Raw genomic sequence first — 24384 nt, forward strand, 5'->3', positions numbered from 1 at the left:
CCGACAGCCTATACGTACCTCTTGAAGCTCTTTCGTCCGATTCGAGCCATCAGCCGTCGAAAACCGCTGGCGCGTCACACCGCCGTCGTCACCTTCACCGGACCGCCGCCGGAGGAACGGGCCGCCGCGGCGCTGCGACGCCTCGCCGAGGCCGACCCCCGCACCCTCGCCGACCGCTGACGGGGCACCGTACCGCCGTCCCGGTGAACACCACAGGTCCAGGCCAACGACGGTTTTCCACAGGGGTGGTGGGGGCGGGGGGCGACGCGTACGGTGCCAGGCATGAAGATCCTCATCAGCGCCGACATGGAGGGCGCGACCGGCGTGACCTGGCCCGCCGACGTGCTGCCCGGCACGCCCCAGTGGGAGCGCTGCCGGTCGATGTTCACCTCCGACGTGAACGCGGCCGCGCTCGGCTTCTTCGACGGCGGCGCCGACGAGGTCCTCGTCAACGAAGCGCACTGGACCATGCGGAACCTCCTCCTGGAGCGGCTCGACGAGCGGGTCGAGATGCTCACCGGACGGCACAAGGCGCTCTCCATGGTGGAGGGCGTGCAGCGGGGGGACGTCGACGGCATCGCCTTCGTCGGCTACCACACCGGCGCCGGCACCGAGGGCGTCCTCGCCCACACCTACCTCGCCAACTCGATCACCGGGGTCTGGCTCGACGGCGAGCGGGCCGGCGAGGGCCTGCTCAACGCGCGGGTGGTCGCCGAGTTCGGCGTGCCGGTCGTGCTCGTCACCGGCGACGACCTGACCTGCGAGGACGCCCTCGGGTACGCGCCGGAGGCCCACAAGGTCGCCGTCAAGGATTACGTCTCGCGGTACGCGGCGGTGTGCCGCACGCCGGCCCGTACGGCCGCCGACATCCGGGCCGCGGCGAAAGAGGCCACCGCGCTCGCCGTGCGGCACGAACCCGTGGCGGGCGGGCCGTTCACGGTGGAGGTGGAGTTCGACGCCGAGCACCTCGGTGCCGCCGCCACGGTGGTTCCCGGCGTCGTGCGGAGCGGCGAGCGGCGCGTCGCCTACACCGGGGGGACGATGTACGAGGCAATTCGCACGTTCAAGGCGGTCACGACCATCGTCTCGGCCGCGGTGGAGGAGCAGTATGGCTGAGCAGCTCCCAGGACCGGACGCGGCGGCGCTCGACGAGGTGGTCACCTTCACCTCCGAGCTCATCCGCGTCGACACCACCAACCGGGGCGGCGGTGACTGCCGCGAGCGCCCCGCCGCCGAGTACGTGGCCGAGCGGCTCGCCGCGGCCGGCATCGAACCCACCCTCCTGGAGCGCACCCCCGGCCGCACCAACGTGGTCGCCCGCATTCCCGGCACCGACCCCTCCGCCGAGGCGCTGCTCGTCCACGGTCACCTGGACGTCGTCCCCGCCGAGCCCGCCGACTGGACCGTCCACCCCTTCTCCGGGGAGGTCCGCGACGGAGTGGTGTGGGGGCGCGGCGCCGTCGACATGAAGAACATGGACGCGATGGTGCTGGCCGTCGTCCGCTCCTGGGCCCGGCGCGGCGTCCGCCCGCGCCGCGACATCGTCCTCGCCTACACGGCCGACGAGGAGGACAGCGCCGAGGACGGTTCCGGCTTCCTCGCCGACCGGCACGCCGCCCTCTTCGAGGGCTGCACCGAGGGCATCAGCGAATCCGGGGCGTTCAGCTTCCATCCCCAGCCGGGTACGACCCTCTATCCGATCGCGGCGGGGGAGCGGGGCACCGCCTGGCTCAAGCTGACCGCCGAGGGGCGCGCGGGCCACGGCTCCAAGGTGAACGGGGAGAACGCGGTGACCCGGCTCGCCGCCGCCGTCGCCCGGATCGGCGCGCACACCTGGCCGGTCCGGCTCACCACGACCGTCCGCGCCGCCCTCACCGAACTCGCCGCCCTGTACGGCATCGACGTCGACACGGCCGACCCGGACCTCGACGTCGACCCGCTGCTCGACAAACTGGGTCCGGCCGCCGCCCTCGTGGAGGCGACCGTCCGCAACAGCGCCAACCCGACGATGCTGGAGGCCGGGTACAAGGTCAACGTCGTCCCGGGCCAGGCCGTGGCCTACGTGGACGGGCGGACGCTGCCGGGCGGCGAGGAGGAGTTCACCACGACGATGGACCGGCTCACCGGGCCCGGCGTCCGCTGGGAGTTCCACCACCGGGAGGTGCCGCTCGAGGCGCCGGTGGACTCGCCGACCTTCGCCAAGCTCCGGGCCGCCGTCGAGCGCTTCGACCCCGACGGGCACGTGGTGCCCTTCACCATGTCCGGCGGCACCGACGCCAAGCAGTTCTCCCGGCTGGGCATCACCGGTTACGGCTTCTCGCCGCTCAGACTCCCACCGGGCCTCGACTACGGAGCCCTGTTCCACGGCGTGGACGAACGGGTCCCGGTGGACGCCCTCCACTTCGGCGTCCGCGTGCTCGACCACTATCTGACATCGGCCTAGGCCGGAAAGCGGGGAAGCGGGAATGAGGACCGTGACCGGGGGAGGGACCGGCGTGAGCGGAGGAGCGACGGACACGGGCGACCGTGCCGGAGGCGGGCCGGTGAACGGGGACGGGCCGGCGAAGACGGAGGCGCCGTACGGGACCTGGCCCTCGCCGGTCGGGGCCGCGCTGGCCGCCGCGCACGACGGGCGGCCCGAGTACCTCGGAACCGTGGGCGAGGAGTTGTGGTGGACGGCGCCGCGTCCCGCCGAAGACGGCCGGCGGGCCCTCGTCCGGCGCCGGGCCGACGGCACGGAGGACTGCGTGCTGCCCGCACCCTGGAACGTCCGCAGCCGGGTGATCGAGTACGGGGGACGGCCCTGGGCCGCCGCCGGCCGGCCCGGCGCGGGGCCGCTCGTGGTCTTCAGCCACTTCCCCGACCAGCGCCTGTACGTGTACGAGCCGGACGCCGGCACCGGTGCGCCGCCCCGGCCGCTCACCCCCCTCTCCGCCGTCGGCGGCGGACTGCGCTGGGTGGACCCCGTCCTGCGTCCCGAACGGGGAGAGGTGTGGTGCGTCCTGGAGGAGTTCACCGGACCCGCCCCGACCGACGTCCGCCGGGTGATCGCGGCCGTCCCCCTGGACGGTTCGGCCGCGGAGGACCGCCGGGCCGTGCGCGAACTGTCCGACGGGCGGCACCGTTTCGTCACCGGCCCCCGTCTCTCGCCCGACGGGCGCAGAGCGGCCTGGCTCGCCTGGGACCACCCCCGGATGCCCTGGGACGGCACCGAGGTCGTGCTCGCCGAGGTCACCCCCGCCGGCACCTTCGACGGGGCCAGGACCGTCGCCGGCGGACCGGGGGAGTCGATCGCCCAGATCGACTGGGACGCCTCGGGCCGGCTGCTCCTCGCCGGTGACCGCACCGGCTGGTGGAACCTGTACCGCGCGGCGCCCCGCCCCGACGGGACCCTCGGCGCACCGGAACCGCTCTGCCCGCGGGAGGAGGAGTTCGCAGGGCCCCTCTGGAAGATCGGGCTGAACTGGTTCCAGCCCCTGGACAACGGCCTGATCGCCGTCGTCCACGGCAAGGGCGCCACCGCCCTCGGCATACTCGACCCCGAGACCGGCACCCTGGTCGACGCCGTCGGCCCCTGGACCGAGTGGGCCTCCACCCTCACAGCCCACGGCACCCGGGTCACCGGCGTCGCCGCGGGACCGCGCCGCTCCTACGAGATCGTCGAACTCGACACCTGCACCGGCCGCTCCCGGGTGGTCGCGGCCGCCCACACCGACGCCGTCGACCCGGCCTACCTCACGGAGCCGGCCGTCCGCACCTTCACCGGCCCGGACGGCCGCGAGATCCACGCCCACCTCCACCCGCCGCACCACCCCGGGCACACGGGCCCGGCCGGCACCCCGCCGCCCTACGTGATCTGGGCCCACGGCGGACCCACCGGGCACGCCCCGCTCGTCCTGGACCTGGAGATCGCCTACTTCACCTCGCGTGGCATCGGCGTCGCCGAGGTCAACTACGGCGGCTCCACCGGCTACGGCCGGGCGTACCGGGAACGGCTGCGGGAGCGGTGGGGCGTCGTGGACGTCGAGGACTGCGCCGCCGTCGCCACGGCCCTCGCCGACGAGGGCACCGCGGACCGCGCCCGGCTCGCCATCCGCGGCGGCAGCGCCGGAGGCTGGACGGCGGCCGCCTCCCTCGTCCTCACCGACGTCTACGCCTGCGGCACGATCCTCTTCCCCGTCCTCGACCTGCGCGCCTGGGCCACCGGCGAGACCCACGACTTCGAGTCCCAGTACCTCCACGGCCTGGTCGGCCCACTGGACCAGGTGCCCGAGCGGTACGACGCCCGCTCACCGGCGGCGCACGTCGACCGCCTCACCAGCCCGTTCCTGCTGCTCCAGGGGCTCGACGACGTCATCTGCCCGCCCGCGCAGGCCGAGCGCTTCCTGGCCCGCACGGCCGGCCGGGGCGTTCCGCACGCCTACCTCACCTTCGAGGGGGAGGGCCACGGCTTCCGCCGGGCCGACACGCTGGTCCGCGCACTGGAGGCCGAACTCGCCCTCTACGCCCGGATCTTCGGCTTCAGCCGGACCGACGTGCCGGACCTGGAGCTGCGCACATGACCGCCCCCGCCCCCGTGACGGCGCTCGCCCGGCCCGCCCGTCTGCGGGCGGGGGACCGGGTGGCCGTCGTCGCCCCCAGCGGGCCGGTCCCCGAGGAGCGTCTCCGGGCCGGCCTCGCCGTCCTGCGCGGCTGGGGCCTGGAACCGGTCGTCGCCCCGCACGTCCTCGACACCCACCCGGCCCTCGGGTACCTGGCGGGTGCCGACCGGGACCGCGCCCGCGACCTGACGGAGGCGTACCGCGACCCGTCGGTCGCCGGGGTGATCTGCGCCCGCGGCGGGTACGGCGCCCAGCGCATGGCCGACCTGGTCGACTGGCGGGCGATCCGCGAGGCCGGACCCAAGGTCTTCGTCGGCTACAGCGACGTCACCGTCCTGCACGAGGCCTTCGCCGTCCGTGCCGGATTCGCCACCCTGCACGGCCCCATGGTCGCCGCCACCACCTTCCTGCGGGACCCCCGCACCCAGGAGTCCCTGCGCGCCACTCTCCTCGAGCCGGAAACCGTCCGCGTCCTGGGCCTTCGCACGGCCCGGGCCCTGGTGCCCGGCCGCGCGCGGGGCGTGACGCTCGGCGGCTGCGTCAGCCTCCTCGCGGCCGGCCTCGGCACCCCCGGCGGCCGGCCCTCGGCGCGCGGCGGGCTGCTGCTCCTGGAGGACATCGGGGAGGAGCCGTACCGGCTGGACCGGATCCTCACCCAACTGCTCCGTTCCGGTTGGCTGGACGGGGTGTCGGGCATCGGGCTCGGATCCTGGGAGGAGTGCGGCCCCTACGAGCAGGTGCGGGCGGTGCTGGCCGACCGGCTCGGTGGCCTCGGCGTCCCGGTGGTGGAGGAGATGGGCTTCGGACACAGCGGGACGGCGCTCACCGTGCCGCTGGGGCTTCCGGCGGTGCTCGACGCGGAGGCGGCGACGCTCACCCTGGACGTCCCGGCCCTCCTCTGACGGGCCCCGGGCGTCCCCTTGCCGGGCGACCGTCGCTGAATTCCCGTCAACAACCTGTGCCGGAAGCGTTGACGGCCTCATGACACGTGTCCCACCATGGGCGCCGACCCGGTACCTACCGGTCGGTACGCCGATCGGACGCCAGGTGCCGTTCCCCGTGTGGAGGTCTCCGTGCGCCGTGCCGTCCCCCGATCCCGCAAGGCCCTCGCGTGGGTGGTCGGTGCGACCGCCCTGGCCGCGCCCCTCGCCCTCGCCGCACCCGCGGGCGCGGCCGTACCCGGCGCCCGCGCCACCACCGGCGCCACGGCGGCGACGGTCGCCGAGCCGGCCCCGTACACCGTCACCCCTCTCCGTTTCACCGTCCGCGCCGGGGACCGGAACTGCGCGGTCGACGCCGACCTGTACCGGCCCGCCGGTGTGGACGCCGCCAGCCCCGCGCCCGCCGTGCTCGCCACCAACGGCTTCGGCGGCGGCAAGCGCGACGGCTCCACCGACGCCATCGGCAAGGCCTTCGCCGCGCGCGGTTACGTGAGCCTCGTCTACTCCGGGCTCGGCTTCGGCGCCTCCGGCTGCCTCATCTCCCTCGACGACCCCGAGATCGACGGCCGCGCGGCCGCCCGCCTCGTCGACTTCCTCGCCGGTACCCGCGCCGCCGACGACGGGACCCGCGTCGACTACGTCCTGAAGGACGGCGCGGACGACCCGCGCGTCGGCATGGTCGGCGGCTCCTACGGCGGTGCCGTCCAGCTCGCCGCCGCCTCCGTCGACCGCCGACTCGACGCCCTCGTCCCGCTCATCACCTGGCACGACCTCGCCCACTCCCTCGCCCCGAACGCCGCCGACCGCGACACCCCCGGCGTCTTCAAATGGCAGTGGGCCAATGGCTTCTACCTCATCGGCGAGGGCCAGCCGCTCCTCGCGCCCTCCCTCGACCCCAGTAGGATCAACACGCTCGGCTGCCTCCACTTCGTCACCGAGGCCTGCGAGACCGTACGGCTGCTCAACTCGGGCCGCTACCCGGCGGCGGAGACCGGGAAGATGCTCGCCTTCGCCCGGCGCGTCTCCCCGGTCTCGTACCTCGACCGCGTGCACGCCCCGACCCTCCTCGTCCAGGGCAAGGCCGACAGCCTCTTCACCCTCAACGAGGCCACGGCCACCTACGAGCGGCTCAGGAAGCGCGGCGTCGAGACCCGGATGATCTGGCAGTCCACCGGGCACAGCGGTGGCGGCGCGCCCGGGGAACTCGACCTGGGGGCGCCCGAGAACTCGTACGTGGGACGGCGCGTCCTCGCCTGGTTCGACCGGCATCTGCGCCGTGATCCCACCGCCGGTCCCGGGCCGGCCTTCGCCTACCACCGTGCCTGGGCGAGCGGTTACGGGACCGCGGACCGGGTCCCGGACGCGGGCCAGGAGCTGTACCTCTCCGGTGACGGCGCGCTGGTGGACAGCCGGGCGAAGGTCACGCACGGGGCACGCCGGTACGTGAACGGGCTCCTGCCCACGAGCCACTCGGAGTCCTCGCTCGCCGGTCTCGCCGGGCTGCCCGACCCCCGGCCCTACGACCTGCCGGGCACCCACCTCGGCTGGACCAGCGCCCCGCTCGCCGGTCCCGTCGACCTCGTCGGCGCACCCCGCGCCACCCTGAAGGTCGTCTCCCCGGCGGCCGAACGCGTCCAGCACTCCGGCGACGCCGCCGACAAGCTCGTCCTCTTCGCCAAGCTCTACGACGTGGCCCCCGACGGTACGACCACCCTGGTCAACCGGCTGGTCGCGCCGGTCAGGGTGCCGGACGTCACCCGTCCGTTCACCGTCGAACTGCCCGCCGTCGCCCACCGCTACGAGGCCGGACACCGGCTGCGGTTCGTCGTCGCGGCGAGCGACACCGCCTACACCGGCAACCGGGGCATCAAGCCGGTGACGATCGTCAGCGCCCCCGAGGACACCGGCGTCCTGCGCCTTCCGCTGACCGGCGGCCGGGTCGGCTGAGCCGGACGCGCCGCGCCGCCCGGTCCCCCGAGGGACCGGGCGGCACGGCGCGTGCAGGTCGTCTGCGTCCGGGCGCCTACAGCGCCGCGTACCCCGGGCGCACGACCTCGTCGATCAGCCGCTGCCGCTCCGGCAGCGGCAGGAACGCGGCCTCCAGCGCGGCGACCGTGAACTCCTCGAAGACCTCGGGGCCGTACCCGAAGGCGTCCACCATGTGCTGGAACTCCTCGCTCATGGTGGTGCCGGAGACGAGACGGTTGTCGGTGTTCAGGGTGATCCGGAAACCGAGTCGGCGCAGCTCGTCGATCGGGTGCGAGGCGTAGTCCTTCGCCGCGCCCGTCTGGAGGTTGGAGGTCGGGCAGACCTCCAGGGCGATCCGGTTGTCCCGCACGTACGCGGCGAGCCGGCCCAGCGTGCCGTCCTCGGCGATGTCGTCGGTGATCCGCACGCCGTGGCCGATCCGCTCGGAGCCGCAGACCTGCACGGCCTCGTGGATCGACTCGGCGCCGACGGCCTCGCCCGCGTGGATCGTGTAGTGGCAGTTCTCCCGCTTCAGGTGCTGGAAGGCGGGCAGGTGGCGGGCCGGCGGATTGCCGATCTCACCGCCGGCGATGTCGAAACCGGCCACACCGTTGTCCCGGTGGGCGACCGTGAGCCGGGCGATCTCCAGGGAGCGGTCGGTGTGGCGCATGCCGGTGAGCAGCGTGCGGACGGTGATCCGGCCGCCGGCGCGGCGCTCGCCCTCGCGGAAGCCCTCGTTGACCGCTTCGACGACCTCGTCCAGGGTCAGGCCGCCCTCCAGGTGCTGCTCGGGGGCGTAGCGGACCTCGGCGTAGACGACCCCGTCGGCCGCCAGGTCCTCGGCGCACTCGGCCGCGACGCGGAACAGCGCCTCGCGGGTCTGCATCACCGCGCAGGTGTGGGCGAACGTCTCCAGGTAGCGCTCCAGCGAACCGGAGTCGGCCGCGTCCCGGAACCAGACCGCCAGCTCGGCCGGGTCCTCGGTGGGCAGCGCGGTGTAGCCGCACGCGCGGGCCAGTTCGACGATGGTGGCGGGACGCAGCCCGCCGTCGAGGTGGTCGTGGAGAACGGCCTTCGGGGCGCGCCGGATCCACTCGGAGACGGAGGCGCCGACAGGCGTGGCAGGGTTGTCAGACAAGTGCATGGCCGGGAAGTGTACGGCACGGGGCCGGGCGGCCGCTGTGACACCGGCGACAGCGGCCCACCGCGGGGTGTCCGGCGGCTCATCGGCGCCTCCCGGACACGGGGACCGCGCCCTCGGCCGGCCCCGGCGGCGCGGTCAGTGGGAGTGCAGCACCGGCAGCGCGGGCGCGCCGGTCGGCAGCATGTGCTTGGCGGCGAGGACGGGTGTCTCCCCGACCCGTACGACCTGCGTGACCAGGACGGCGGGGGTGTCACCCGGGCGCCCCAGCTGTTCCCCGCGCCGGCGGCCCAGCAGGGTGGCCGTGATGCCGCTGTGCGCGCTCAGGGCCGTCTCGCGGGAGGCGTCGATCAGGACCGCCAGCATGGAGACGGCCGCCGCCCCCGGCTCCCCGTCGACCGCACGCAGGGCCCGCGCGAACGCGGGATGAACCGCGTCGAGCACCTCGTCCGCGGCCGCCCACTCGTGGCTCAGCGCCGCCGCCACCCCCTCCCCGGTGAGGACCGACTCCCAGAACCGCAGCTCCGCCCGCGCGGGTGCGTGCAGGTGCTGGGTGGTGAAGTCGGTGGGTTCCTCGACCGTCCGCAGCAGGGCCCGCACGCGCAGCGGTTCACCCGCTCCGATCAGCCCCTCCAGCGGCTGCACCTGCTCGAAGCCGCGCCGGGGCGGCCGGGCGTTGACCGTGCGGCCGACCCCGCGCCGTACCGTGAGGAGTCCGTCCTCCTGGAGGAGCAGCAGCGCCTCGCGCAGGGCGGGCCGGCTCACCCCGAGCTCGGCGGCGAGCTTCGGCTCGGACGGCAGCGTGGAGCCGGGCGGGTAGGTGCCGTCGTGCACCGCGTCCGCGATCCGCTCGTAGAGCGCCACGACCGGCCGCCGCCGCTGCCCGCTGCCCGCCACGGCTCCTCCTCGGTTCCTGATCCCGTCCGTCCGGGACCACGGTAGTCGGCGAAAGCTGTCTGACAAGTTCACGTGGCTCGCACCGCGCGCCGGGCGTCCCGTCGTTACCCTGGGCCCATGTCCGACGACGATCTTGAGCGCTACCTGGCCTCGGGCCCCCGGGTGGGACTGCGGCCCTTCACGGCCGAGGACGCCGAGGAGTTCACCACCCGGGCGGAGGAGAGCCGGGAGCTGCACCGCCCGTGGCTGTTCCCGCCCCGTACCACGGAGGCGTACGCCGCCTACGCGGGCGCGCTGACCGACGACCCGGCCCGTGCCGGATTCCTGGTGTGCGAGCACGCCGAAGGGGGTGCCATCGCCGGTTTCGTCAACATCAACAACATCGTGCGGGGCGCCTTCCGCAGCGGCGCCCTCGGTTACGGCGCCTTCGCGCACGCCGCCGGGCGCGGCCTGCTCACCGAGGCGCTCGGACTGCTCCTCGCCTACGCCTTCGGGCCGATGGAGCTGCACCGCCTGGAGGCCAACATCCAGCCCGGCAACACCGCCTCGCGCGCCCTGGTCCGCCGGGCCGGCTTCCGCCTCGAAGGGTTCTCGCCGGCGATGCTGTTCATCGACGGGGCCTGGCGGGACCACGAGCGCTGGGCGATCACCGCTTGTAGTTGATCTTCATCGTGTCGAGGTCGGTCACCGTCGACCGCAGCCCCTTGTACCCGTGCCCCAGCTCCCGCAGGGCCCGTTCCGCCCGCTCCTCCGCGAGGGCGCCGGCCATCTCCTCGCCGTCCTCCGCGTCCGAGACCACGACGACCCGGTACGAGAAGTGCTTGAGCGTCCGGTCGTAGGCGAGCGACCCCTCCTCGCTGAACCGCATCGCGCTCAGCCCGTGCGCGTCCGCCTCGGCGAGCAGCCGGGCCCGGCCCTCCTCGGACAGCTCGTCGAACGTGCCGCGCACGATGACCCGGTAGGTGTGCTGGGTGCCCATGCCTCGTACTCCCTGTGCTCATGGGGGCGGTGGGCGCCGTCATGGCGCGCCGACCGGCCACCCTACGGCGCCCTCCACCGTCCCGCCCGGCAATATTCCGGCGCCCGGCCGCCGGCCCGGGCCGGCGGCCCGCCCCCCGCTCAGGAGACGCGGCAGAGGATCTCGCCGTGCGGCACCATGAACCAGGCGTCCTCATCGGCGCCCCACTCCCGCCAGGCTCCGGCGACGGCGGCCAGCTCGCCGGCCGTGGCATGGCCGCCGCCCACCGCCAGGCCGGCGTAGTCCGAGGAGGTCGTGCGGTCCGCCCACAGACCGCTCCACCACTCCCGCTCACCGGGCGTGCTGAAGCACCAGGCGGACGCGGTGGCGGTCACCTCGGTGAAACCGGCCCGCCGGGCCCAGGAGACCAGGCGCCGCCCGGCGTCGGGCTCGCCGCCGTTGGCCCGCGCGACCCGGTGGTAGAGCGCCAGCCAGTCGTCCAGGCCAGGAAGTTCGGGGTACCAGGCGAAGGAGCGGTAGTCGCTGTCCCGGGCGGCGACCACACCGCCCGGCCGGCAGACCCGGCGCATCTCGCCCAGGGCCCGTACCGGATCACCCACGTGCTGGAGCACCTGATGGGCGTGGACGACGTCGAAGGAGTCGTCCGGGAAATCCAGGGCGTGGACGTCGGCGACGGCGAACACCACGTTGTCCAGGCCCCGTTCGCCGGCGACGGCGCGGGCCTTCGCGAGGACGTCCCCGGCCGCGTCGACGGCCGTGACCCGCCCGGGCGCCACCAGTGCGGCCAGGTCGGCGGTGATGGTCCCGGGCCCGCAGCCCACGTCGAGGACGTCCAGCCCCGCGCGCAGTTCGGGCAGCAGATGGGCGGCGGAGTTGGCGGCGGTCCGCCAGGTGTGCGAGCGCAGGACCGACTCGTGATGACCGTGGGTGTAGACGGCGGTCTCCCGGGGGGCGGACGGCTCGGAGGCGTGCGGCATGGAAGCGACTCCCTCGGATGCGGTGCGTGCCCTCACCGTACGCACGTACGGCCGTATGGTGAGACCCCCGTCTTGCCATACGGACCGGGCGGATCACTCCGACAGGTGCCGTGCGTAGCGGAGTTCGTCGAGGAGCACGCCTCCCGTCTCCTCCCGGGCCACGGCCCCGTCCGCCCGCCAGCCCGCCGCCTCGTAGAACCGCCGGGCCCGCTCGTTCCCGGCGAACACCCACAGCAGGGCCGTACGGAACCCGTCGTCGAGGAGCCGCTCCACGGAGGCCTCCGTCAGCCGCCGCCCCAGGCCCGTGCCCCACGCCTCCGGCAGGGTGTACAGGGCGGCGAGTTCGGCCGTGGTCGCCGGGTCGAGGTCCCCGCCCGGCCACGGCCGCAGGCAGGAGAACCCGAGCAGCCGCCCGCCCGGACCGGGGGCGACCAGGACGGTCGGCCCGTCCGGCGCCCTCAGCCGCGCCTCCCACCACGCGGCCCGCTCGGTCACGTCGAGCGAGTCGAGGAACTCCGGGGGCAGCAGCGCCGCGTAGGCGGCGCGCCACGAGCCGACGTGCACGGCGGCGATGCCCGCCGCGTCCTCGGGGGACGCCTCACGTATCGTCATGCGGCATTCTGGCCCCGCCCGCCCCGCCCCCGCAGGGAAACGACGGCAGCGGGACGGACGGAGCCGGCGGGCCTACGGCCGGTCCTCGCACAGGGCCGTGGTGAGGGTCTTGTACATGGCCGTCGCCGGGGCGCCGTTGAGCTGGGCGTTCGTGATGCCGGAGGCGTACCGCCCGTCCTCGGTCACCAGGGTCTCCGAGTAGTAGCCCGGCACACCGCCGTCGTGGCCCCAGGCGCCGCCGCCGCAGGGCAGGGGCAGCTTCAGGAGCCCCAGGCCGTAGCCGGGGTCCGCCGGGGTGCCGCCCGGGGTCAGGGGAACGGTCCGGGTCATCTCGGCGAGGCTCGCGGCCCGGAGCGCGCGGCCGTCGAAGAGGGCCCGGTAGAACGTGGTGAGATCCCGGGTGGTGGAGATGATCGCGCCCGAACCGTGGAACAGCGACGGCTCGTGGGAGCGCGTGACGTCCGTCCACCAGAAGAAGCCGCCGACCCGCACGCCCGCATGCCCGTGGATCAGCGGCGCCGGCACCACCCGGTCGCCGGGGGCCGGGAAGACCGTGTCGCCCAGGCCGAGGGGCGTGATCACCAGGTCGGTGACGGCCCGGTGCAGGGGCGCTCCGGTGAGCTTCTCCACCAGCATGCCCAGGATCTCGTAGTTGCCGTTCGAGTAGGCCCAGGTGGTGCCCGGCGCGGCCACCGAGGGCTCCCGCAGGGCCTCCTTCACCAGCGCGGCGAGCGTGTACGTGCCGTCGGCGCCCGCCTGCGGCGTGAGGACGCCGTCACGGGGGATGCCGCTGGTGTGCTGGAGCAGGTGCCGCACGGTGATCCGGGTGCCGTCGTGGCCGTTGCCCGTGACCACGCCGGGCAGGTGCCGCTCGATCGGGTCGTCGAGCGTGAGGCCGCCCCGCTCGGCGAGCTTCAGCACGGCGACGGCGAGGAAGGTCTTCGACTGGCTGCCGACCCGGAAGTGCTCGTCCGGCGCGAGGGAGTCCGCGGTGTGCAGGGTCGCCGTGCCGGAGGAGAGGTGCCAGGAACCGGCGGGCCCGCCCGCGAGGACGCCCGCGCCCGGGCCGCCGTTGGCGTTGAGCTCCTTGAGCGCGGCGAGGGTGGCGGCGTGGTCGCCGGACACCCCGGCGCGGGACTCGGCGTGGGCCGCCGCGGGCGCGGCGGCGAGCAGGGCGCCCGCGAGGGCGAGAACGAGGGTGAGACCCGGCTTGCGGCGTAAGGACATCGGGACGCTCCAAGAGGGGAGAGGGGAAAGGGCGGGGAGGCACGCGTACGGAGGCGGCCCGGCTCCCGTATCCGCGCCGCCCACCCTTTCTAGAGAACCCTTCTAGAAGGCGGCTTGAGAAGGGGGCCTCGGGCCCGGGATGCCCGCGTGCGTCCCTCCCCGGCCCCTCCTGGGGCGGCGAATCCGCCCGAACCTCCGTATAAAGGGCACGGGGGGTGCCTGCCCGGCGCCCCCGTGTGCGCTCAGGAGGTACGGGACATGGGGCGGACGGCTCCGGAGGGCCGCGGGCCGGTGCGGTACGGGCCCCCCGCACCGGACACCGGCCTGCCCGTCCTCCCCTCCCTGGCCGCCCTCGTGGCCGCGGCCGCCGGACGGCCCGCCCCCGAACCGCCCGGCGGCGGGCCCGTCCTGCGCGAGGCCGCGGCCGGCTACTGGTGGCGGCGCGGGCTGCGGACCCACGCCGAGGACGTCGTCGCCGCCCCCGGCGCCCCCGCCCTCCTCCTGGCTCTCCTCGCGGCCCACGGCGGCGACCTGCTGCTGCCCCGGCCCTGCCCCGCCTGGTGGACCCCGCAGGCACGGCTCCTCGGGCGGCCCGCCTACCACGTGCCCACCTCCGCCGAATGCGGCGGCGTCCCCGACCCGTACGCCCTCCTGGAGACGGTCCGGCGGGTCCGTGCCGAGGGCGGCCACCCCCGCCTGCTGCTCCTCTCGGTCGCCGACGACCCCACCGGCACCGTCCCCCCGCCCGAACTGGTCCGCGAGGCCTGTGAGGCGGCCGTCGCCGAGGGCCTGCACGTCGTCAGCGACGAGACCTGGCGCGACACCCTCCACCGGCCCCACGGGACCGTCCTCCTCAGCCCCGCCGAGATGTGCCCCGACGACGTCACCGTCCTCACCGACCTCGCCGGCGCCCTCGCCCCGGCCGCCTGGCCGTGCGCCGTGGCCCGCTTCCCGCCCACCGCCCCCTCCCGCGCCGACCGCTGGGCCGACCGCAGAGCCCGCGTCCTCGACGTCCTCACCGCCCTCGGCGCCGTCGTCCCCGGGCCCGTCGCCCCCGCCGCCGCCCACGCCCTCGACGAACCCGGGGAGGTCACCGAACGCGCCCGGCGGGCCGCCACCGTCCACGGGCTGCTCGCCGCCGCCGCGCACCGCGCCGTCCTCGCCGCCGGCGCCCTCGCCAGGCCCCCGCAGGCCGGCCGCCACCTCTACGCCGATCTCGGCCCCCTGCGGACCGGCCTCGCCGCCCGGGGTGTCACCGACTCCCTGGAGCTGGAGGACCACCTCACCGCCCGCCTCGGCGCCACCGTCCCCGGCGGCCACCGCTTCGGCGACGAACTCGGCGCCCTGCGCGTGCGGTGCGACACCGGCATGTTCCTGGGCGCCACGGGAAACGAGCGGGACGAGACCTTCGTGTCGCCGGACCCCGTCGCCGTCCCCCATGTGGCCCGTGCGCTCACGGAGTTCGCCACCGCCCTGGAGGAACTCCACTGACCCGCCCGCCGACCCCGCCCACCCCGCCGCCGCGCAGAACGGAGCCCCGCCGATGACCGAACGGACGGCACGCCCCGCCCGGGCCACCGAGGTCCCGGGCGGCCCCACCCCCACGGCCGGCTCCTCCGGGGCCGTCGCCCCCGGCGGCGGGCTCCAGCCCGTCGGGCGGCTGCGCCAGGACTGGCCCCGCACCTTCGCCGACCGGCTCACCGCCCCCCTGCCCGGCGTCCGCGCCTTCGCGCGACTCGCCCGCGAGGGCGCCGTCCGGCCCCGCCCCGAAGGGCTCCGCGACATCCCGCTGCTGCCCTTCGAGCCCGGCCCGCTCCCCGAGGCGGGCCCCGGCACCGTCGCCGTCACCTGGGTGGGCCACGCGAGCTGGGTCGTCCGCATCGGCGGCCTGACGGTCCTCACCGACCCCGTGTGGTCCCGGCGCATCCTCGGCACCCCGGCCCGGATCACGCCCGTCGGCGTCCGCTGGGAGGACCTGCCGCCCGTCGACGCCGTCGTCATCAGCCACAACCACTTCGACCACCTCGACGCCCCCACCCTCAGGCGCCTGCCCCGTGACACCCCCGTCCTCGTCCCGGCCGGCCTCGGACGCTGGTTCTCCCGCCGCGGCTTCGTCCGCGTCACCGAGCTCGACTGGTGGGAGGCGGCCGAACTCGACGGCGTGCGCTTCGACTTCGTCCCCGCCCACCACTGGTCCAAGCGGACCCTCCTCGACACCTGCCGCACCCTGTGGGGCGGCTGGGTCCTGACCGACCGGGCCGGCCACCGCGTGTACTTCGCGGGCGACACCGGATACGGCCACTGGTTCGCCGAGATCGGCCGCCGCCACCCCGGGATCGACCTGGCGCTCCTCCCGATCGGGGCCTACGACCCGCGCTGGTGGCTCAGCGACGTGCACACCGACCCGGAGGAGGCCGTCCGCGCGCACCAGGACCTCGGCGCCCGCCGGATGGCCCCCATGCACTGGGCCACCTTCGTCCTCTCCTCCGAACCCGTCCTCGAACCGCTCACCCGCGTCAGGGCCGCCTGGGAACGCGCCGGACTGCCCCGCGAGGACCTCTGGGACCTGCCGGTCGGCGGCTCCCGCGTCCTCGTGCCGTGACCCGCCCGGCCGCTGCCCTCGCTCGTCCGTCAGGCGTCGCCCCGCGCGCCCCGGACCCGGCGCCACACCGCGGGGGCCCCGCTGATCAGCAGGGCCAGGGCGACCGCCGCCACCACGCCCTGCCACGGCTCGGGGAAGAGGGAGCCGCCGAGGACCCCGATCAGCTGGTACGTCGCCGCCCACGCCAGACAGGCCACCAGGTCGCCCCGGACGAACCGGCGCAGCGGCGTCCCGCCCAGCAGGCACGCCAGCATCACCGGGATCCGCCCGGCCGGCACGAGACGGGACAGCACGAGCACCGGGACCTGGTGGGTGTCCAGCCGTTCCCGGGCCCGTGCCAGCCGCTCCGGGGTGACCCGCCCGCGCAGCGAGGCCAGCCACCGGGAGCCGTTGCGGGAACGGATCCCGCGCTGTCCGAGCCAGTACAGCGCCGCGTCCCCGAGACAGGCGGCGAGGGAGGCCACCAGGAAGACGAACAGCGGCGAGAACGGGGACGTCTGGTGGAAGGCCACCACCGCCGCCGAGCTGACCAGAGCCCCCGTCGGCACCACCGGCACCAGGGCCCCGAGCGCCACCAGCAGGAAGAGGGTGGGGTAACCGACCGCCTGCTGCGTCGACTCCGGCGGCAGCTCGCCCACCGCCGCCACCAGCCCGTCGATCACCGGGCGACCTCCGGCCGCACCCGCTCGCCGTGGTCCGGCAGATGCACCGTCACCTTCGGCGCCCGGCGCGCCGCCAGCCGGACGAACTCCCCTCCGGGGGCGTGGAACTCGTGGGGCCGGAGCCCGTCGAGCCCGATCGGCCAGTACGTTCCGTAGTGCACGGGCACCGCCGCCGCGGGGGAGAGGGCGGCGAGCGCCTCGGCGGCCCGCCCCGCGTCCAGATGGCCGTGGCCGAGGTACGGGCCCCAGCCGCCCACCGGGAGCAGCGCCACGTCCACCGGGCCCACCGCCTCCGCCATGTCGTCGAACAGACCGGTGTCGCCCGCGAAGTAGGTGCGGGCCTCGCCGTCCACCACGTACCCGAGCGCGGGGGAGCGGTGCGGCCCGAACGGCAGCCGCCGCCCGTCGTGGAGCGCCGGCACCGCCCGTACCGTCACGCCCTCCACCACCACCTCGTCGCCGGCCGCCACCTCCGTCAGGCGCAGCCCTCGCGACCGGGCGAGCCGGCGCAGACCGGGTACGGCGGCGGGCGCGCCGCGCGGCACGACGAGCCGCGTCCCGGGCGCGAGCCGGGCGAGCGACGGCAGGTGCAGGTGGTCCGCGTGCAGGTGCGAGACGAGGACGGCCTCGGCGGCCGCGGCCTCCGGCGGTGGCAGCGCCCCGCGCCGCCGCCGCAGGTGCGCGAGGCGCCGCGCGAACAGCGGATCGGTGAGGAAACGGACCCCGGAGTCCTCGACCGTGCAGGTCGCGTGGCCCCACCAGGTGATCTCCACCGGCACGCCGCCCTTCCCTCGTCGCGGGCCCGCCGCCGGGAGCGGCGCCACGGGCCTTGTGCCACGAGGGTAGAGCGGTCGGGTGCCGGGGCGCCGCCCCCCACCGTGCCCGCTCGCCCACGACGGTGTCCGGAGGATGTCCGGGGGGTCGTCCGCCGCAGTAGGGTCGGGTCATGGACGACGTTCGGGTGGCGGCGATCGCCAGCCTCACCCCGCTCGAGGAGCTGGACAGCGACCCCTTCCTGGTGGACACGCGGAGCCAGCACGCGATGTGCGCCCGCTGGGCCGACGACCGGGGATATGTGCTCGCCAGCCAGCTGCTCTGCTACGGCATCCGCCCCGACCACGCGGAGCTCTGGTCGGACGTGGAGTCCGGCGCGGTCGATCTCTTCGTCGCCGCGAGCGAACGGGTCCTGGCCCGCGCGCTGACCTCCGTGGCGGGCTTCCGCGCGGAGTGCGCCCGCCGGGGCGTCCGGGTCGAGACGGTCGGACTTGACGAACCCGTGTACGACGCGGCGGCCAAGGCAGGGGTGCACCGGCGGCTGTCCATGCCCACGGCCGGGTACGACGGCTGCTGACGTCCCGCTTCCCGTCCCGTCCCGGGTGGTGTGCCACGCTGGGGGGCAGGAACAGGACGAAAGGGAGACCGGCGAAAGGCGAACCGGGCGTGGGTGACGGGCGATGGGGTGGCGCCGGCCGCTGGCGGACCGCGGGTCGCGCCGTGGCGCGGATCGTCGTGGTGTGGGCGGTGTCGACCCTCACCATGCTGCTCCTGGCCGGGCTGCTGCCGGACTTCCAGCTCCAGTCCACCGACGGCGACAGCCTCACCAGGACCGCGCTCACGGCGGCCTGGGGCGCCGGAGCCTTCGGTCTGCTCGGAGCGCTCGTCTGGCCGCTGGCCGTCCGGGCGCTGCTGCTGGTGCCCGCCCTCGTCCTCGGCCTCCTCGGCTTCTTCCTCAACGGCTCGCTGCTGCTCGTGGCGCTCTGGCTCATCCCCGACGGGCGCGGCGCCGCCGATCCGGAGACGGCGGTGGTGGTCGCCGCCGTCATGTCCGCGGTCGCCTCGGCCACCGCCACCGGCCTCGCCGTCCGCGACGACGAGGCCTACCGGCGGCGGCTCTACCGGCTCACCGGCCGCACCCGCCCCCGGGACCCGCGCTCCACCCCGGCGCCCGACGCCGGCACCGTCTTCCTCCAGCTCGACGGCGTCGGGTACGACGTGCTGCGGGACGCCGTCGCCGACGGCCTCATGCCGACCGTCGCCGGCTGGCTCGCCGCGGGCCACCGGCTCATCCCCTGGCGCACCGACTGGTCCAGCCAGACCGGCGCCAGCCAGCTCGGCATCCTGCACGGCTCGAACCACGACGTGCCCGCCTTCCGCTGGTACGAGAAGGACACCGGCCGGCTCATGGTGTCCAACCGCCCGGCGAGCGCCGTGGAGCTCCAGCGCCGGGCCGTGCGCCGCACCGGTGACGGGGGACTGCTCACCCTGGACGGCGCCTCCCGGGGCAACCTCTTCAGCGGCGGGGCCGACCAGGTCGCCCTGGTCCTGTCGACGGCCGCCCGGCGCGGCCCGCGCAACCGCTCGCGGGCCGGGTACTTCGCCTACTTCTCCGATCCGGCCAACGCCGTCCGCACGGCCGGTTCGTTCGCGGCCGAGTGCGTCCGCGAGATGTACCAGTCCGCCCGGGCCCGGCTGCGGCGCGAGACGCCGAGGGTGTCGCGCGGCGGCGCCTACCCCTTCCTCCGGGCCTTCGCCACGGTCGTGGAGCGGGACGTCGTGGTGGCGGCGGTGATGGGCGACGTGCTGGCCGGGCGCACCTGCGTGTACGCCGACCTCGTGGCGTACGACGAGGTGGCGCACCACTCGGGCCCGCAGGGCCGGGACACCGACCAGGTGCTGCGCCGTCTCGACCGGGCGATCGGGCTGATCGCGACCGTCGCCGAGCACGCGCCCCGCCCCTACCGGATCGTGCTCCTCTCCGACCACGGCCAGAGTCCGGGGGAGACCTTCGAGTCGGCGTACGGGCTGACCCTGAAGGATCTCGTACGGGCCGGGTGCGGGCTGCCGGTGCCGCGCCGCGTCCGGCGCACGCGCAGCGGCTCCGAGGCGAGGGACGCGGCCGAGGAGGCGCTGCGCGGCGCCCTGCACCGGCCGGTGGAGGAGGGGGAGGAGAAGGAGCGGGAGCGGGAGCTGCCCGCCCGGCCGTCCGAGCCGGTGGTGCTGGCCTCCGGCAACCTGGGGCTGATCTCCTTCCCCGACGTGCCGCACCGGATGACCCGGGAGGAGATCGAGCGGCGCCATCCGGCGCTGCTGCGCACCCTCGCGCACCACCCGGGCGTCGGCTTCCTCCTCGTGGCGAGCGCGGAGCACGGTTCGGTGGTGCTCGCCGGGGACGGGGTGGAGGTCCCGGTCGCCGAGCTGACGGACGACGGGCCGCTCGCGGTCTTCGGGCCGGGCGCGGCCGCGGCGGTGCGCCGGACGGACGGCTTCCCGCACGTCGCGGACATCATGGTCAACTCGATGTACGACCCGGCGACCGGGACCGTGCACGCCTTCGAGGAGCAGATCGGTTCCCACGGCGGCCTCGGCGGCGCGCAGTCCCGTGCCTTCCTGCTGTCGCCGCCCGAGCTGTCGCCGCCGGTCGCGGAGGGGGAGGAGCTGGTGGGCGCGGAGCGGGTGCACCGGGTGCTGCGGCGCTGGCTGCGGGAGTGCGCGGGGCCGCAGGTACCGCTGCCGCCCGTAGAGGATTCACGGTCCGAAACTGAAGCGGAGCAACTTCTTCCGGTTGACGGGGTGGTCGCGCCGGACAAAAACCAGTGATTTGGACGCCTGTTCGCCGTATCGGACGATGGTCCGGATTGCACGACGGAAGGCGCACCACCCCATGAGCACGGCCACCACCACCCCCCGGCGCACGACGGAACAGCCGCCCGCGGCCGACCGGCACACCCGGCGGTTCGGACTCCCCGTCGCCACCGCCCTGGTCATGGGCAACATCATCGGTGGCGGCATCTTCCTGCTGCCCGCCTCCGTCGCCCCGCACGGCACGATCAGCCTCGTCGCCTTCGGCATCCTCACCCTCGGCGCGCTCGCCCTCGCCCTCGTCTTCGGCCGCCTCGCCCACCGCCACCCGCTGACGGGCGGCCCGTACGTCTACGCCCGCGAGGCCTTCGGCGACTTCGCCGGATTCCTCGCCGCCTGGTCGTACTGGATCACCGCCTGGGTCTCCAACGCCGCGCTCGCCGTCGCCGCCGTCGGCTACCTCGACGCCCTCGTGCCGCTGCACGACGCGAAACCCGCCACCATCGGCGCCGCGCTCCTCATCCAGTGGCTGCCCGCCGTCGCCAACCTCGCCGGCACCCGCTACGTCGGCGCCGTCCAGCTCGTCGCGACCGTCCTGAAGTTCGTACCGCTGCTGCTGGTCGCCGTCGGAGGGTTCTTCTTCTTCGACAGTGCCAACCTCGGCCCCTTCCGGGGCGACGCCGACGGCAGCGCCGCCGGGGCCGTCACCGCCGCCGCCGCGATCCTCCTCTTCAGCTACCTCGGCGTCGAGTCCGCCGCCGTCAGCGCCGGCGAGGTCCGCGACCCGCGCCGCAACGTCGGCCGCGCCACCGTCCTCGGCACCCTCGGCGCCGCCGCCCTCTACCTGCTCACGACGGTCTCCGTCTTCGGCACCGTCCCGCACGAGCGGCTCGTCGAGTCCAGCGCCCCCTTCACCGACTCCGTCAACCTCATGTTCGGCGGCACCTGGGGCGGGGCCGCCGTCGCCTGCATGGCCCTCGTCTCGATGGTCGGCGCGCTCAACGGCTGGACGCTGCTCAGCGCCCAGACCCCGTACGCCGCCGCCCGCGACGGACTGTTCCCCCAGGTCTTCACCGTCAAGCGCCGGGGCGTCCCGACCGTCGGCGTCCTCGTCACCGTGGTCCTCGCCTCGCTCCTGACCGTGTACAACTACACGGTCGGCACCGAGGGCGTCTTCGAGACGCTGGTCCTCGTCACCACCTTCACCGCCACCGTCCCCTACCTCCTCTCCACCGCGGCCCAGCTCTACTTCCTGCTCTCCGGGCAGGCCGAGCGGGTGCACCGCGCCCGCCTGGTGCGGGACGCCGTCCTCGCGCTCGCCGCCTTCGGCTTCTCCCTCTGGCTCGTCGCGGGTTCCGGCTACGCCGCCGTCTACCAGGGTGTGCTGTTCCTCTTCGCCGGCGTCCTCGTCCACGCCGTCATGTCCGCCCGCAAGCGGCGCGCGGCGACCGCCGCGGGGACGGCGGATCCGGTTCCGCTGCCGTAGCGGGGCCCGGCGGACGCGGCACGGGCCGGCACCCCGGTCCGCCGGCGGCATTACCTCCGGCGTCATCGACCCCCGGCGGGCCGCGCGGCATGCTCGCAGACACCGGAACCCGGGCGGCGCACTCCGCCCGGGCTCCGGCTCACCGCCCCGCGAACGTCCCCTCTGGAGAGTGATCCGCCATGTCCCAGGCCCTGCTCGCCGGTCTCGCCCGCACCACCCGGCCGCACTCCGCGCTGCGCCGCTTCCTCGCCCTCGACGCCGTGGTCACCGGGGCCAACGGGCTGGCCTACCTGGCCGCCTCGGGGCCGCTCGGCGAACTCCTCGGCGTGGACGCCGCGCTGCTGTTCGAACTCGGCGTGTTCCTCACCCTGTTCGCCGCGGCCGTCGGCGCGCTCGCGACCCGCCCGCAGCCCCCGGCCCTCGCCGTCAAACTGGTCGTCGACGCCAACGTCCTCTGGGCCGTCCTCAGCGTCGTCGCCCTCGTCGCCTGGCTGGAGCCGACCACCGCCGGTGCCCTGTGGACGCCCGTGCAGGCGGCCACCGTCGCCGGCTTCGCCGCCCTCCAGTGGACCGCCCTGCGGGCGGTCAGCCGCTGAGGGACCGCAGATACGCGACCGTCGCCGGGTCGGCCGGGAGGAACGTCTCGATGGCCAGCTCGGCGACCGTCACGTCCATCGGGGTGTTGAAGGTCGAGATGGACGACACGAAGGACAGGACCTGCCCGTCGTGCTCGATCCGCAGCGGCAGCGCGAAGTACGGGTACGGCTCCGGGTCCGGCCGGTCGTCCGCGTCACCGGTGCCCTCCGGCAGCGGATAGGCCGCGACCTCCTCGTACAGCGCGCGCAGCGGCTCCGAACGCACCAGCGCGATCTGCCGCTCCATCTGCGCCAGGAGATGACCGCGCCACTCCCGCAGGTTCCGGATGCGGGGGGCGAGGCCCTCCGGGTGGAGGGTGATCCGCATGGCGTTCGCCGGCTGCGCCACGAGGTGCTCCGGCAGCCCGTCGAGGAGCAGACCGATGCCCCGGTTGGCCGCCACCACGGTGTACGAGCCGTCCACCACCAGTGCCGGATAGGGGTCGTAGCCCTCCAGGAGCCGCTCGATGCCCTCCCGCAGCGTCTCGAGGTGCGGCGCGTCGAGCGGCGATTCCGTGTACCGGGGGGCGTACCCCGCCGCCAGGAGCAGCGCGTTGCGTTCCCGTACCGGTACGTCCAGATGCTCCGCGAGCTTGAGGATCATCTCCTCGCTCGGCCGGGAACGGCCCGTCTCCACGAAGGAGATGTGCCGGGCCGAGGAGTCCGCGCGCAGCGCCAGCTCCAGCTGGCTCAACCGCCGCCGCTCGCGCCATCCGCGCAGCAGCGGCCCCACTCCCGTGTCGCTCACGACGGTTGTCATGGGCAGACGGTATCCCAGAGGGGGACCCGGGTACCTTCCTTCCTGGACCGCTGTCCGCCGCCCGCGCCGCCCGACCGGAGGGAGCACCGCCGTGCCCACACAGCCGCTGTCGCAGAAGGAGATCGAGGACCGCCTGCGGGAGCTCCCCGGCTGGGCCGTCGAGCACGACCGCCTCCTGCGCACCTACCGGCTCGCCGACCACTTCGCCGCGACCGCGCTCGTCGTCCACGTGGCCCAGATCCAGCAGGAACTGGACCACCACTCCGACCTCACCCTCGGCTACGACACCGTCGCGGTCTCCGTCCACACCCACTCCGCCGGCGGCGTCCTCACCGAGAAGGACTTCACCCTCGCCGAGCGCGTCCAGGGCATCGCCCCGGGCCACGGCGCCACCTGACGGGCCGTAGGATCCGGTGTCCATGGGGGACACGGTGCTGGACTACGAGGCCGAGGCGGCGCACTACGACGAGACGCGCGGCGGGGTGCCGCGCGCGGAAGCCGCCGCCGCGGCCGTGCTCCGGCTCCTCCCGGCCGGCACCCGCACCCTGCTCGACCTCGCCTGCGGCACCGGCCTCGTCACCGAGCGCCTCCCCCGCCCCGGCCTGCGCGTGTACGGGGCCGACGCCGCCCACGCGATGCTGCGGGTGGCCGGGGCGCGCCTGCCGGGACGGGCCGTCCGCGCCGACGCCCGGCGGCTGCCGCTGCCCGACGCCTGTCTGGACGCCGTCTGCGCCGTCTGGCTCCTGCACCTCGTCCCGTACGCCGAGGAGATCGTCGCCGAGGCCGCCCGGGTGCTCCGCCCCGGTGGCGTCCTGATCGCGACCGTCGACAAGGACGCCGCCCACGACGTCGGCAGCGACATCGACGCGCTCCTGCGCCCCCACCGGGCGACCGGGTCCGCCTCCGACGACTCCGCGCGCCTCACCCGGCACGCCGCCGCCCACGGCCTCGACCCCGCGCCCGGCACCCGTTTCACCGGCCACGGCCAGGGCGCCACCCCCCGCGGCACGGCGAACCGGCTGCGGCGCGGCAACTACGCCTCCTGGTACCGCGGCGACGCCACGGACACCGAGCGCCTCACGGCCGCCCTCGCCGCCCTCCCGGACCAGGACCGGCCCCGCCCGGAGCCCCGCTACCCGCTGGCCGCCTACGTCCGGCGCGGCTGACCGCCCGTACGGCGCGGACGTGCCGCCCCGGCACCGCCGACGGCCCGGCCGGTGACGGAGGCCCGGGTCCTGATCGTGACCCCGGCCCCGAGGGCGGCTCGAAACGACGGCGTCCGTTTGCCGTAACAGCAAGATTTCTCGCGCTGCGGGA

24 protein-coding genes are annotated in these 24384 nt (G+C 75.2%); 15 read left to right on the plus strand and 9 right to left on the minus strand.

Annotated elements, in window-relative coordinates:
- Nucleotides 1-21 precede the first annotated feature (21 nt).
- The 6 genes from ACFY60_RS23995 to ACFY60_RS24020 all read left to right on the plus strand — a co-directional run bounded on the left by ACFY60_RS23995 (nt 22) and on the right by ACFY60_RS24020 (nt 7489).
- Complete coding sequence (locus tag ACFY60_RS23995) at nt 22-180, plus strand: hypothetical protein (RefSeq protein WP_388614861.1); 159 nt, start codon at nt 22-24, stop codon at nt 178-180.
- A gap of 102 nt (nt 181-282) precedes the next feature.
- Nucleotides 283-1116: a M55 family metallopeptidase gene (locus tag ACFY60_RS24000; RefSeq protein ID WP_388614858.1), complete on the plus strand. Its 834-nt coding sequence runs from the start codon at nt 283-285 to the stop codon at nt 1114-1116.
- Complete coding sequence (locus ACFY60_RS24005; protein ID WP_388614855.1) at nt 1109-2443, plus strand: M20/M25/M40 family metallo-hydrolase; 1335 nt, start codon at nt 1109-1111, stop codon at nt 2441-2443. The genes ACFY60_RS24000 and ACFY60_RS24005 overlap by 8 nt, the downstream gene beginning before the upstream one ends.
- 100 nt (nt 2444-2543) lie before the next feature.
- Nucleotides 2544-4562: a S9 family peptidase gene (locus ACFY60_RS24010; protein WP_388615214.1), complete on the plus strand. Its 2019-nt coding sequence runs from the start codon at nt 2544-2546 to the stop codon at nt 4560-4562.
- Nucleotides 4559-5503 (plus strand): LD-carboxypeptidase, encoded by a 945-nt coding sequence (locus tag ACFY60_RS24015; RefSeq protein WP_388614852.1) that lies wholly within the window; start codon nt 4559-4561, stop codon nt 5501-5503. Before ACFY60_RS24010 ends, ACFY60_RS24015 begins: the two co-directional genes overlap by 4 nt.
- A 171-nt stretch (nt 5504-5674) precedes the next feature.
- Nucleotides 5675-7489: a CocE/NonD family hydrolase gene (locus ACFY60_RS24020; protein WP_388614849.1), complete on the plus strand. Its 1815-nt coding sequence runs from the start codon at nt 5675-5677 to the stop codon at nt 7487-7489.
- Nucleotides 7490-7565: 76 nt separating this feature from the next.
- Here the strand turns inward: ACFY60_RS24020 and ACFY60_RS24025 are convergent, their stop codons facing one another.
- Nucleotides 7566-8654, minus strand: coding sequence for an adenosine deaminase (locus ACFY60_RS24025; protein ID WP_345284012.1), 1089 nt, complete (start codon nt 8652-8654; stop codon nt 7566-7568).
- Nucleotides 8655-8789: 135 nt separating this feature from the next.
- Nucleotides 8790-9548, minus strand: coding sequence for a GntR family transcriptional regulator (locus tag ACFY60_RS24030; RefSeq protein WP_388614845.1), 759 nt, complete (start codon nt 9546-9548; stop codon nt 8790-8792).
- 117 nt (nt 9549-9665) lie between these two features.
- Here ACFY60_RS24030 and ACFY60_RS24035 point away from each other — a divergent pair, with 117 nt between their 5' ends.
- Nucleotides 9666-10211, plus strand: coding sequence for a GNAT family N-acetyltransferase (locus ACFY60_RS24035; protein WP_388614842.1), 546 nt, complete (start codon nt 9666-9668; stop codon nt 10209-10211).
- Here ACFY60_RS24035 and ACFY60_RS24040 read toward each other — a convergent pair.
- From ACFY60_RS24040 to ACFY60_RS24055, 4 genes are all read right to left on the minus strand, one after another.
- Nucleotides 10195-10527 carry a DUF6204 family protein gene (locus tag ACFY60_RS24040; protein ID WP_388614839.1) on the minus strand — a complete coding sequence of 111 codons (333 nt, stop codon included), beginning with the start codon at nt 10525-10527 and terminating at the stop codon, nt 10195-10197. The genes ACFY60_RS24035 and ACFY60_RS24040 overlap by 17 nt on opposite strands.
- A 140-nt stretch (nt 10528-10667) precedes the next feature.
- On the minus strand, nt 10668-11504 hold the full coding sequence (locus ACFY60_RS24045) for a class I SAM-dependent methyltransferase (RefSeq protein ID WP_388614836.1): 837 nt from the start codon (nt 11502-11504) through the stop codon (nt 10668-10670).
- Nucleotides 11505-11597: 93 nt separating this feature from the next.
- Complete coding sequence (locus ACFY60_RS24050) at nt 11598-12116, minus strand: GNAT family N-acetyltransferase (protein ID WP_388614833.1); 519 nt, start codon at nt 12114-12116, stop codon at nt 11598-11600.
- 72 nt (nt 12117-12188) lie between these two features.
- Complete coding sequence (locus ACFY60_RS24055; protein ID WP_388614829.1) at nt 12189-13343, minus strand: serine hydrolase domain-containing protein; 1155 nt, start codon at nt 13341-13343, stop codon at nt 12189-12191.
- Between the two features lie 258 nt (nt 13344-13601).
- On the opposite strand from ACFY60_RS24055, the gene ACFY60_RS24060 reads away from it, so the two are divergent.
- A complete protein-coding gene (locus ACFY60_RS24060; protein WP_388614826.1) occupies nt 13602-14834 on the plus strand; it encodes an aminotransferase class I/II-fold pyridoxal phosphate-dependent enzyme in 1233 nt (410 codons plus the stop codon).
- Between the two features lie 52 nt (nt 14835-14886).
- On the plus strand, nt 14887-15945 hold the full coding sequence (locus ACFY60_RS24065) for an MBL fold metallo-hydrolase (RefSeq protein WP_388614823.1): 1059 nt from the start codon (nt 14887-14889) through the stop codon (nt 15943-15945).
- Between the two features lie 29 nt (nt 15946-15974).
- Here ACFY60_RS24065 and ACFY60_RS24070 read toward each other — a convergent pair whose 3' ends face one another.
- Both ACFY60_RS24070 and ACFY60_RS24075 read right to left on the minus strand, forming a co-directional pair.
- Entirely contained in the window at nt 15975-16607 is a 633-nt protein-coding gene (locus ACFY60_RS24070; protein ID WP_388614821.1) for a DedA family protein, read from the minus strand.
- Entirely contained in the window at nt 16604-17386 is a 783-nt protein-coding gene (locus ACFY60_RS24075; protein ID WP_388614818.1) for an MBL fold metallo-hydrolase, read from the minus strand. Before ACFY60_RS24075 ends, ACFY60_RS24070 begins: the two co-directional genes overlap by 4 nt.
- A gap of 167 nt (nt 17387-17553) precedes the next feature.
- Here ACFY60_RS24075 and ACFY60_RS24080 point away from each other — a divergent pair, with 167 nt between their 5' ends.
- The 4 genes from ACFY60_RS24080 to ACFY60_RS24095 all read left to right on the plus strand — a co-directional run bounded on the left by ACFY60_RS24080 (nt 17554) and on the right by ACFY60_RS24095 (nt 22268).
- On the plus strand, nt 17554-17958 hold the full coding sequence (locus ACFY60_RS24080; protein ID WP_309049728.1) for a hypothetical protein: 405 nt from the start codon (nt 17554-17556) through the stop codon (nt 17956-17958).
- An 89-nt stretch (nt 17959-18047) separates the two neighbouring features.
- The gene (locus ACFY60_RS24085; protein ID WP_388614815.1) at nt 18048-20204 is read left to right on the plus strand and encodes an alkaline phosphatase family protein; all 2157 of its coding nucleotides are present in this window, start codon (nt 18048-18050) and stop codon (nt 20202-20204) included.
- A gap of 64 nt (nt 20205-20268) precedes the next feature.
- Nucleotides 20269-21672, plus strand: a complete 1404-nt coding sequence (locus ACFY60_RS24090) for an amino acid permease (RefSeq protein ID WP_388614812.1) — start codon at nt 20269-20271, stop codon at nt 21670-21672.
- Nucleotides 21673-21851: 179 nt separating this feature from the next.
- Nucleotides 21852-22268: a hypothetical protein gene (locus tag ACFY60_RS24095; RefSeq protein ID WP_388614809.1), complete on the plus strand. Its 417-nt coding sequence runs from the start codon at nt 21852-21854 to the stop codon at nt 22266-22268.
- On the opposite strand, the gene ACFY60_RS24100 is transcribed toward ACFY60_RS24095, so the two are convergent.
- Nucleotides 22258-23067, minus strand: a complete 810-nt coding sequence (locus ACFY60_RS24100; RefSeq protein ID WP_388614806.1) for a helix-turn-helix domain-containing protein — start codon at nt 23065-23067, stop codon at nt 22258-22260. The two genes, ACFY60_RS24095 and ACFY60_RS24100, sit on opposite strands and share 11 nt — an antisense overlap.
- Nucleotides 23068-23158: 91 nt before the next feature.
- Between ACFY60_RS24100 and ACFY60_RS24105 the strand changes: the two genes are divergently transcribed.
- Together ACFY60_RS24105 and ACFY60_RS24110 are read left to right on the plus strand one after the other, a co-directional pair.
- Complete coding sequence (locus ACFY60_RS24105; protein ID WP_388614803.1) at nt 23159-23464, plus strand: 4a-hydroxytetrahydrobiopterin dehydratase; 306 nt, start codon at nt 23159-23161, stop codon at nt 23462-23464.
- A 34-nt stretch (nt 23465-23498) separates the two neighbouring features.
- Nucleotides 23499-24233 carry a class I SAM-dependent methyltransferase gene (locus tag ACFY60_RS24110; RefSeq protein ID WP_388615211.1) on the plus strand — a complete coding sequence of 245 codons (735 nt, stop codon included), beginning with the start codon at nt 23499-23501 and terminating at the stop codon, nt 24231-24233.
- Nucleotides 24234-24384 lie beyond the last annotated feature (151 nt).

Source organism: Streptomyces sp. NPDC012827 (assembly GCF_042900905.1).
Lineage (GTDB): Bacteria > Actinomycetota > Actinomycetes > Streptomycetales > Streptomycetaceae > Streptomyces > Streptomyces gulbargensis.

Bases quoted from the DNA above. Each gene is read 5' to 3' on its own strand.
- ACFY60_RS24000 (WP_388614858.1), top strand. From the start codon at position 283: ATGAAGATCCTCATCAGCGCCGACATGGAGGGCGCGACCGGCGTGACC.
- ACFY60_RS24005 (WP_388614855.1), top strand. From the start codon at position 1,109: ATGGCTGAGCAGCTCCCAGGACCGGACGCGGCGGCGCTCGACGAGGTG.
- ACFY60_RS24015 (WP_388614852.1), top strand. From the start codon at position 4,559: ATGACCGCCCCCGCCCCCGTGACGGCGCTCGCCCGGCCCGCCCGTCTG.
- ACFY60_RS24025 (WP_345284012.1), bottom strand. From the start codon at position 8,654: ATGCACTTGTCTGACAACCCTGCCACGCCTGTCGGCGCCTCCGTCTCC.
- ACFY60_RS24035 (WP_388614842.1), top strand. From the start codon at position 9,666: ATGTCCGACGACGATCTTGAGCGCTACCTGGCCTCGGGCCCCCGGGTG.
- ACFY60_RS24040 (WP_388614839.1), bottom strand. From the start codon at position 10,527: ATGGGCACCCAGCACACCTACCGGGTCATCGTGCGCGGCACGTTCGAC.
- ACFY60_RS24045 (WP_388614836.1), bottom strand. From the start codon at position 11,504: ATGCCGCACGCCTCCGAGCCGTCCGCCCCCCGGGAGACCGCCGTCTAC.
- ACFY60_RS24050 (WP_388614833.1), bottom strand. From the start codon at position 12,116: ATGACGATACGTGAGGCGTCCCCCGAGGACGCGGCGGGCATCGCCGCC.
- ACFY60_RS24055 (WP_388614829.1), bottom strand. From the start codon at position 13,343: ATGTCCTTACGCCGCAAGCCGGGTCTCACCCTCGTTCTCGCCCTCGCG.
- ACFY60_RS24060 (WP_388614826.1), top strand. From the start codon at position 13,602: ATGGGGCGGACGGCTCCGGAGGGCCGCGGGCCGGTGCGGTACGGGCCC.
- ACFY60_RS24065 (WP_388614823.1), top strand. From the start codon at position 14,887: ATGACCGAACGGACGGCACGCCCCGCCCGGGCCACCGAGGTCCCGGGC.
- ACFY60_RS24080 (WP_309049728.1), top strand. From the start codon at position 17,554: ATGGACGACGTTCGGGTGGCGGCGATCGCCAGCCTCACCCCGCTCGAG.
- ACFY60_RS24090 (WP_388614812.1), top strand. From the start codon at position 20,269: ATGAGCACGGCCACCACCACCCCCCGGCGCACGACGGAACAGCCGCCC.
- ACFY60_RS24095 (WP_388614809.1), top strand. From the start codon at position 21,852: ATGTCCCAGGCCCTGCTCGCCGGTCTCGCCCGCACCACCCGGCCGCAC.
- ACFY60_RS24100 (WP_388614806.1), bottom strand. From the start codon at position 23,067: ATGACAACCGTCGTGAGCGACACGGGAGTGGGGCCGCTGCTGCGCGGA.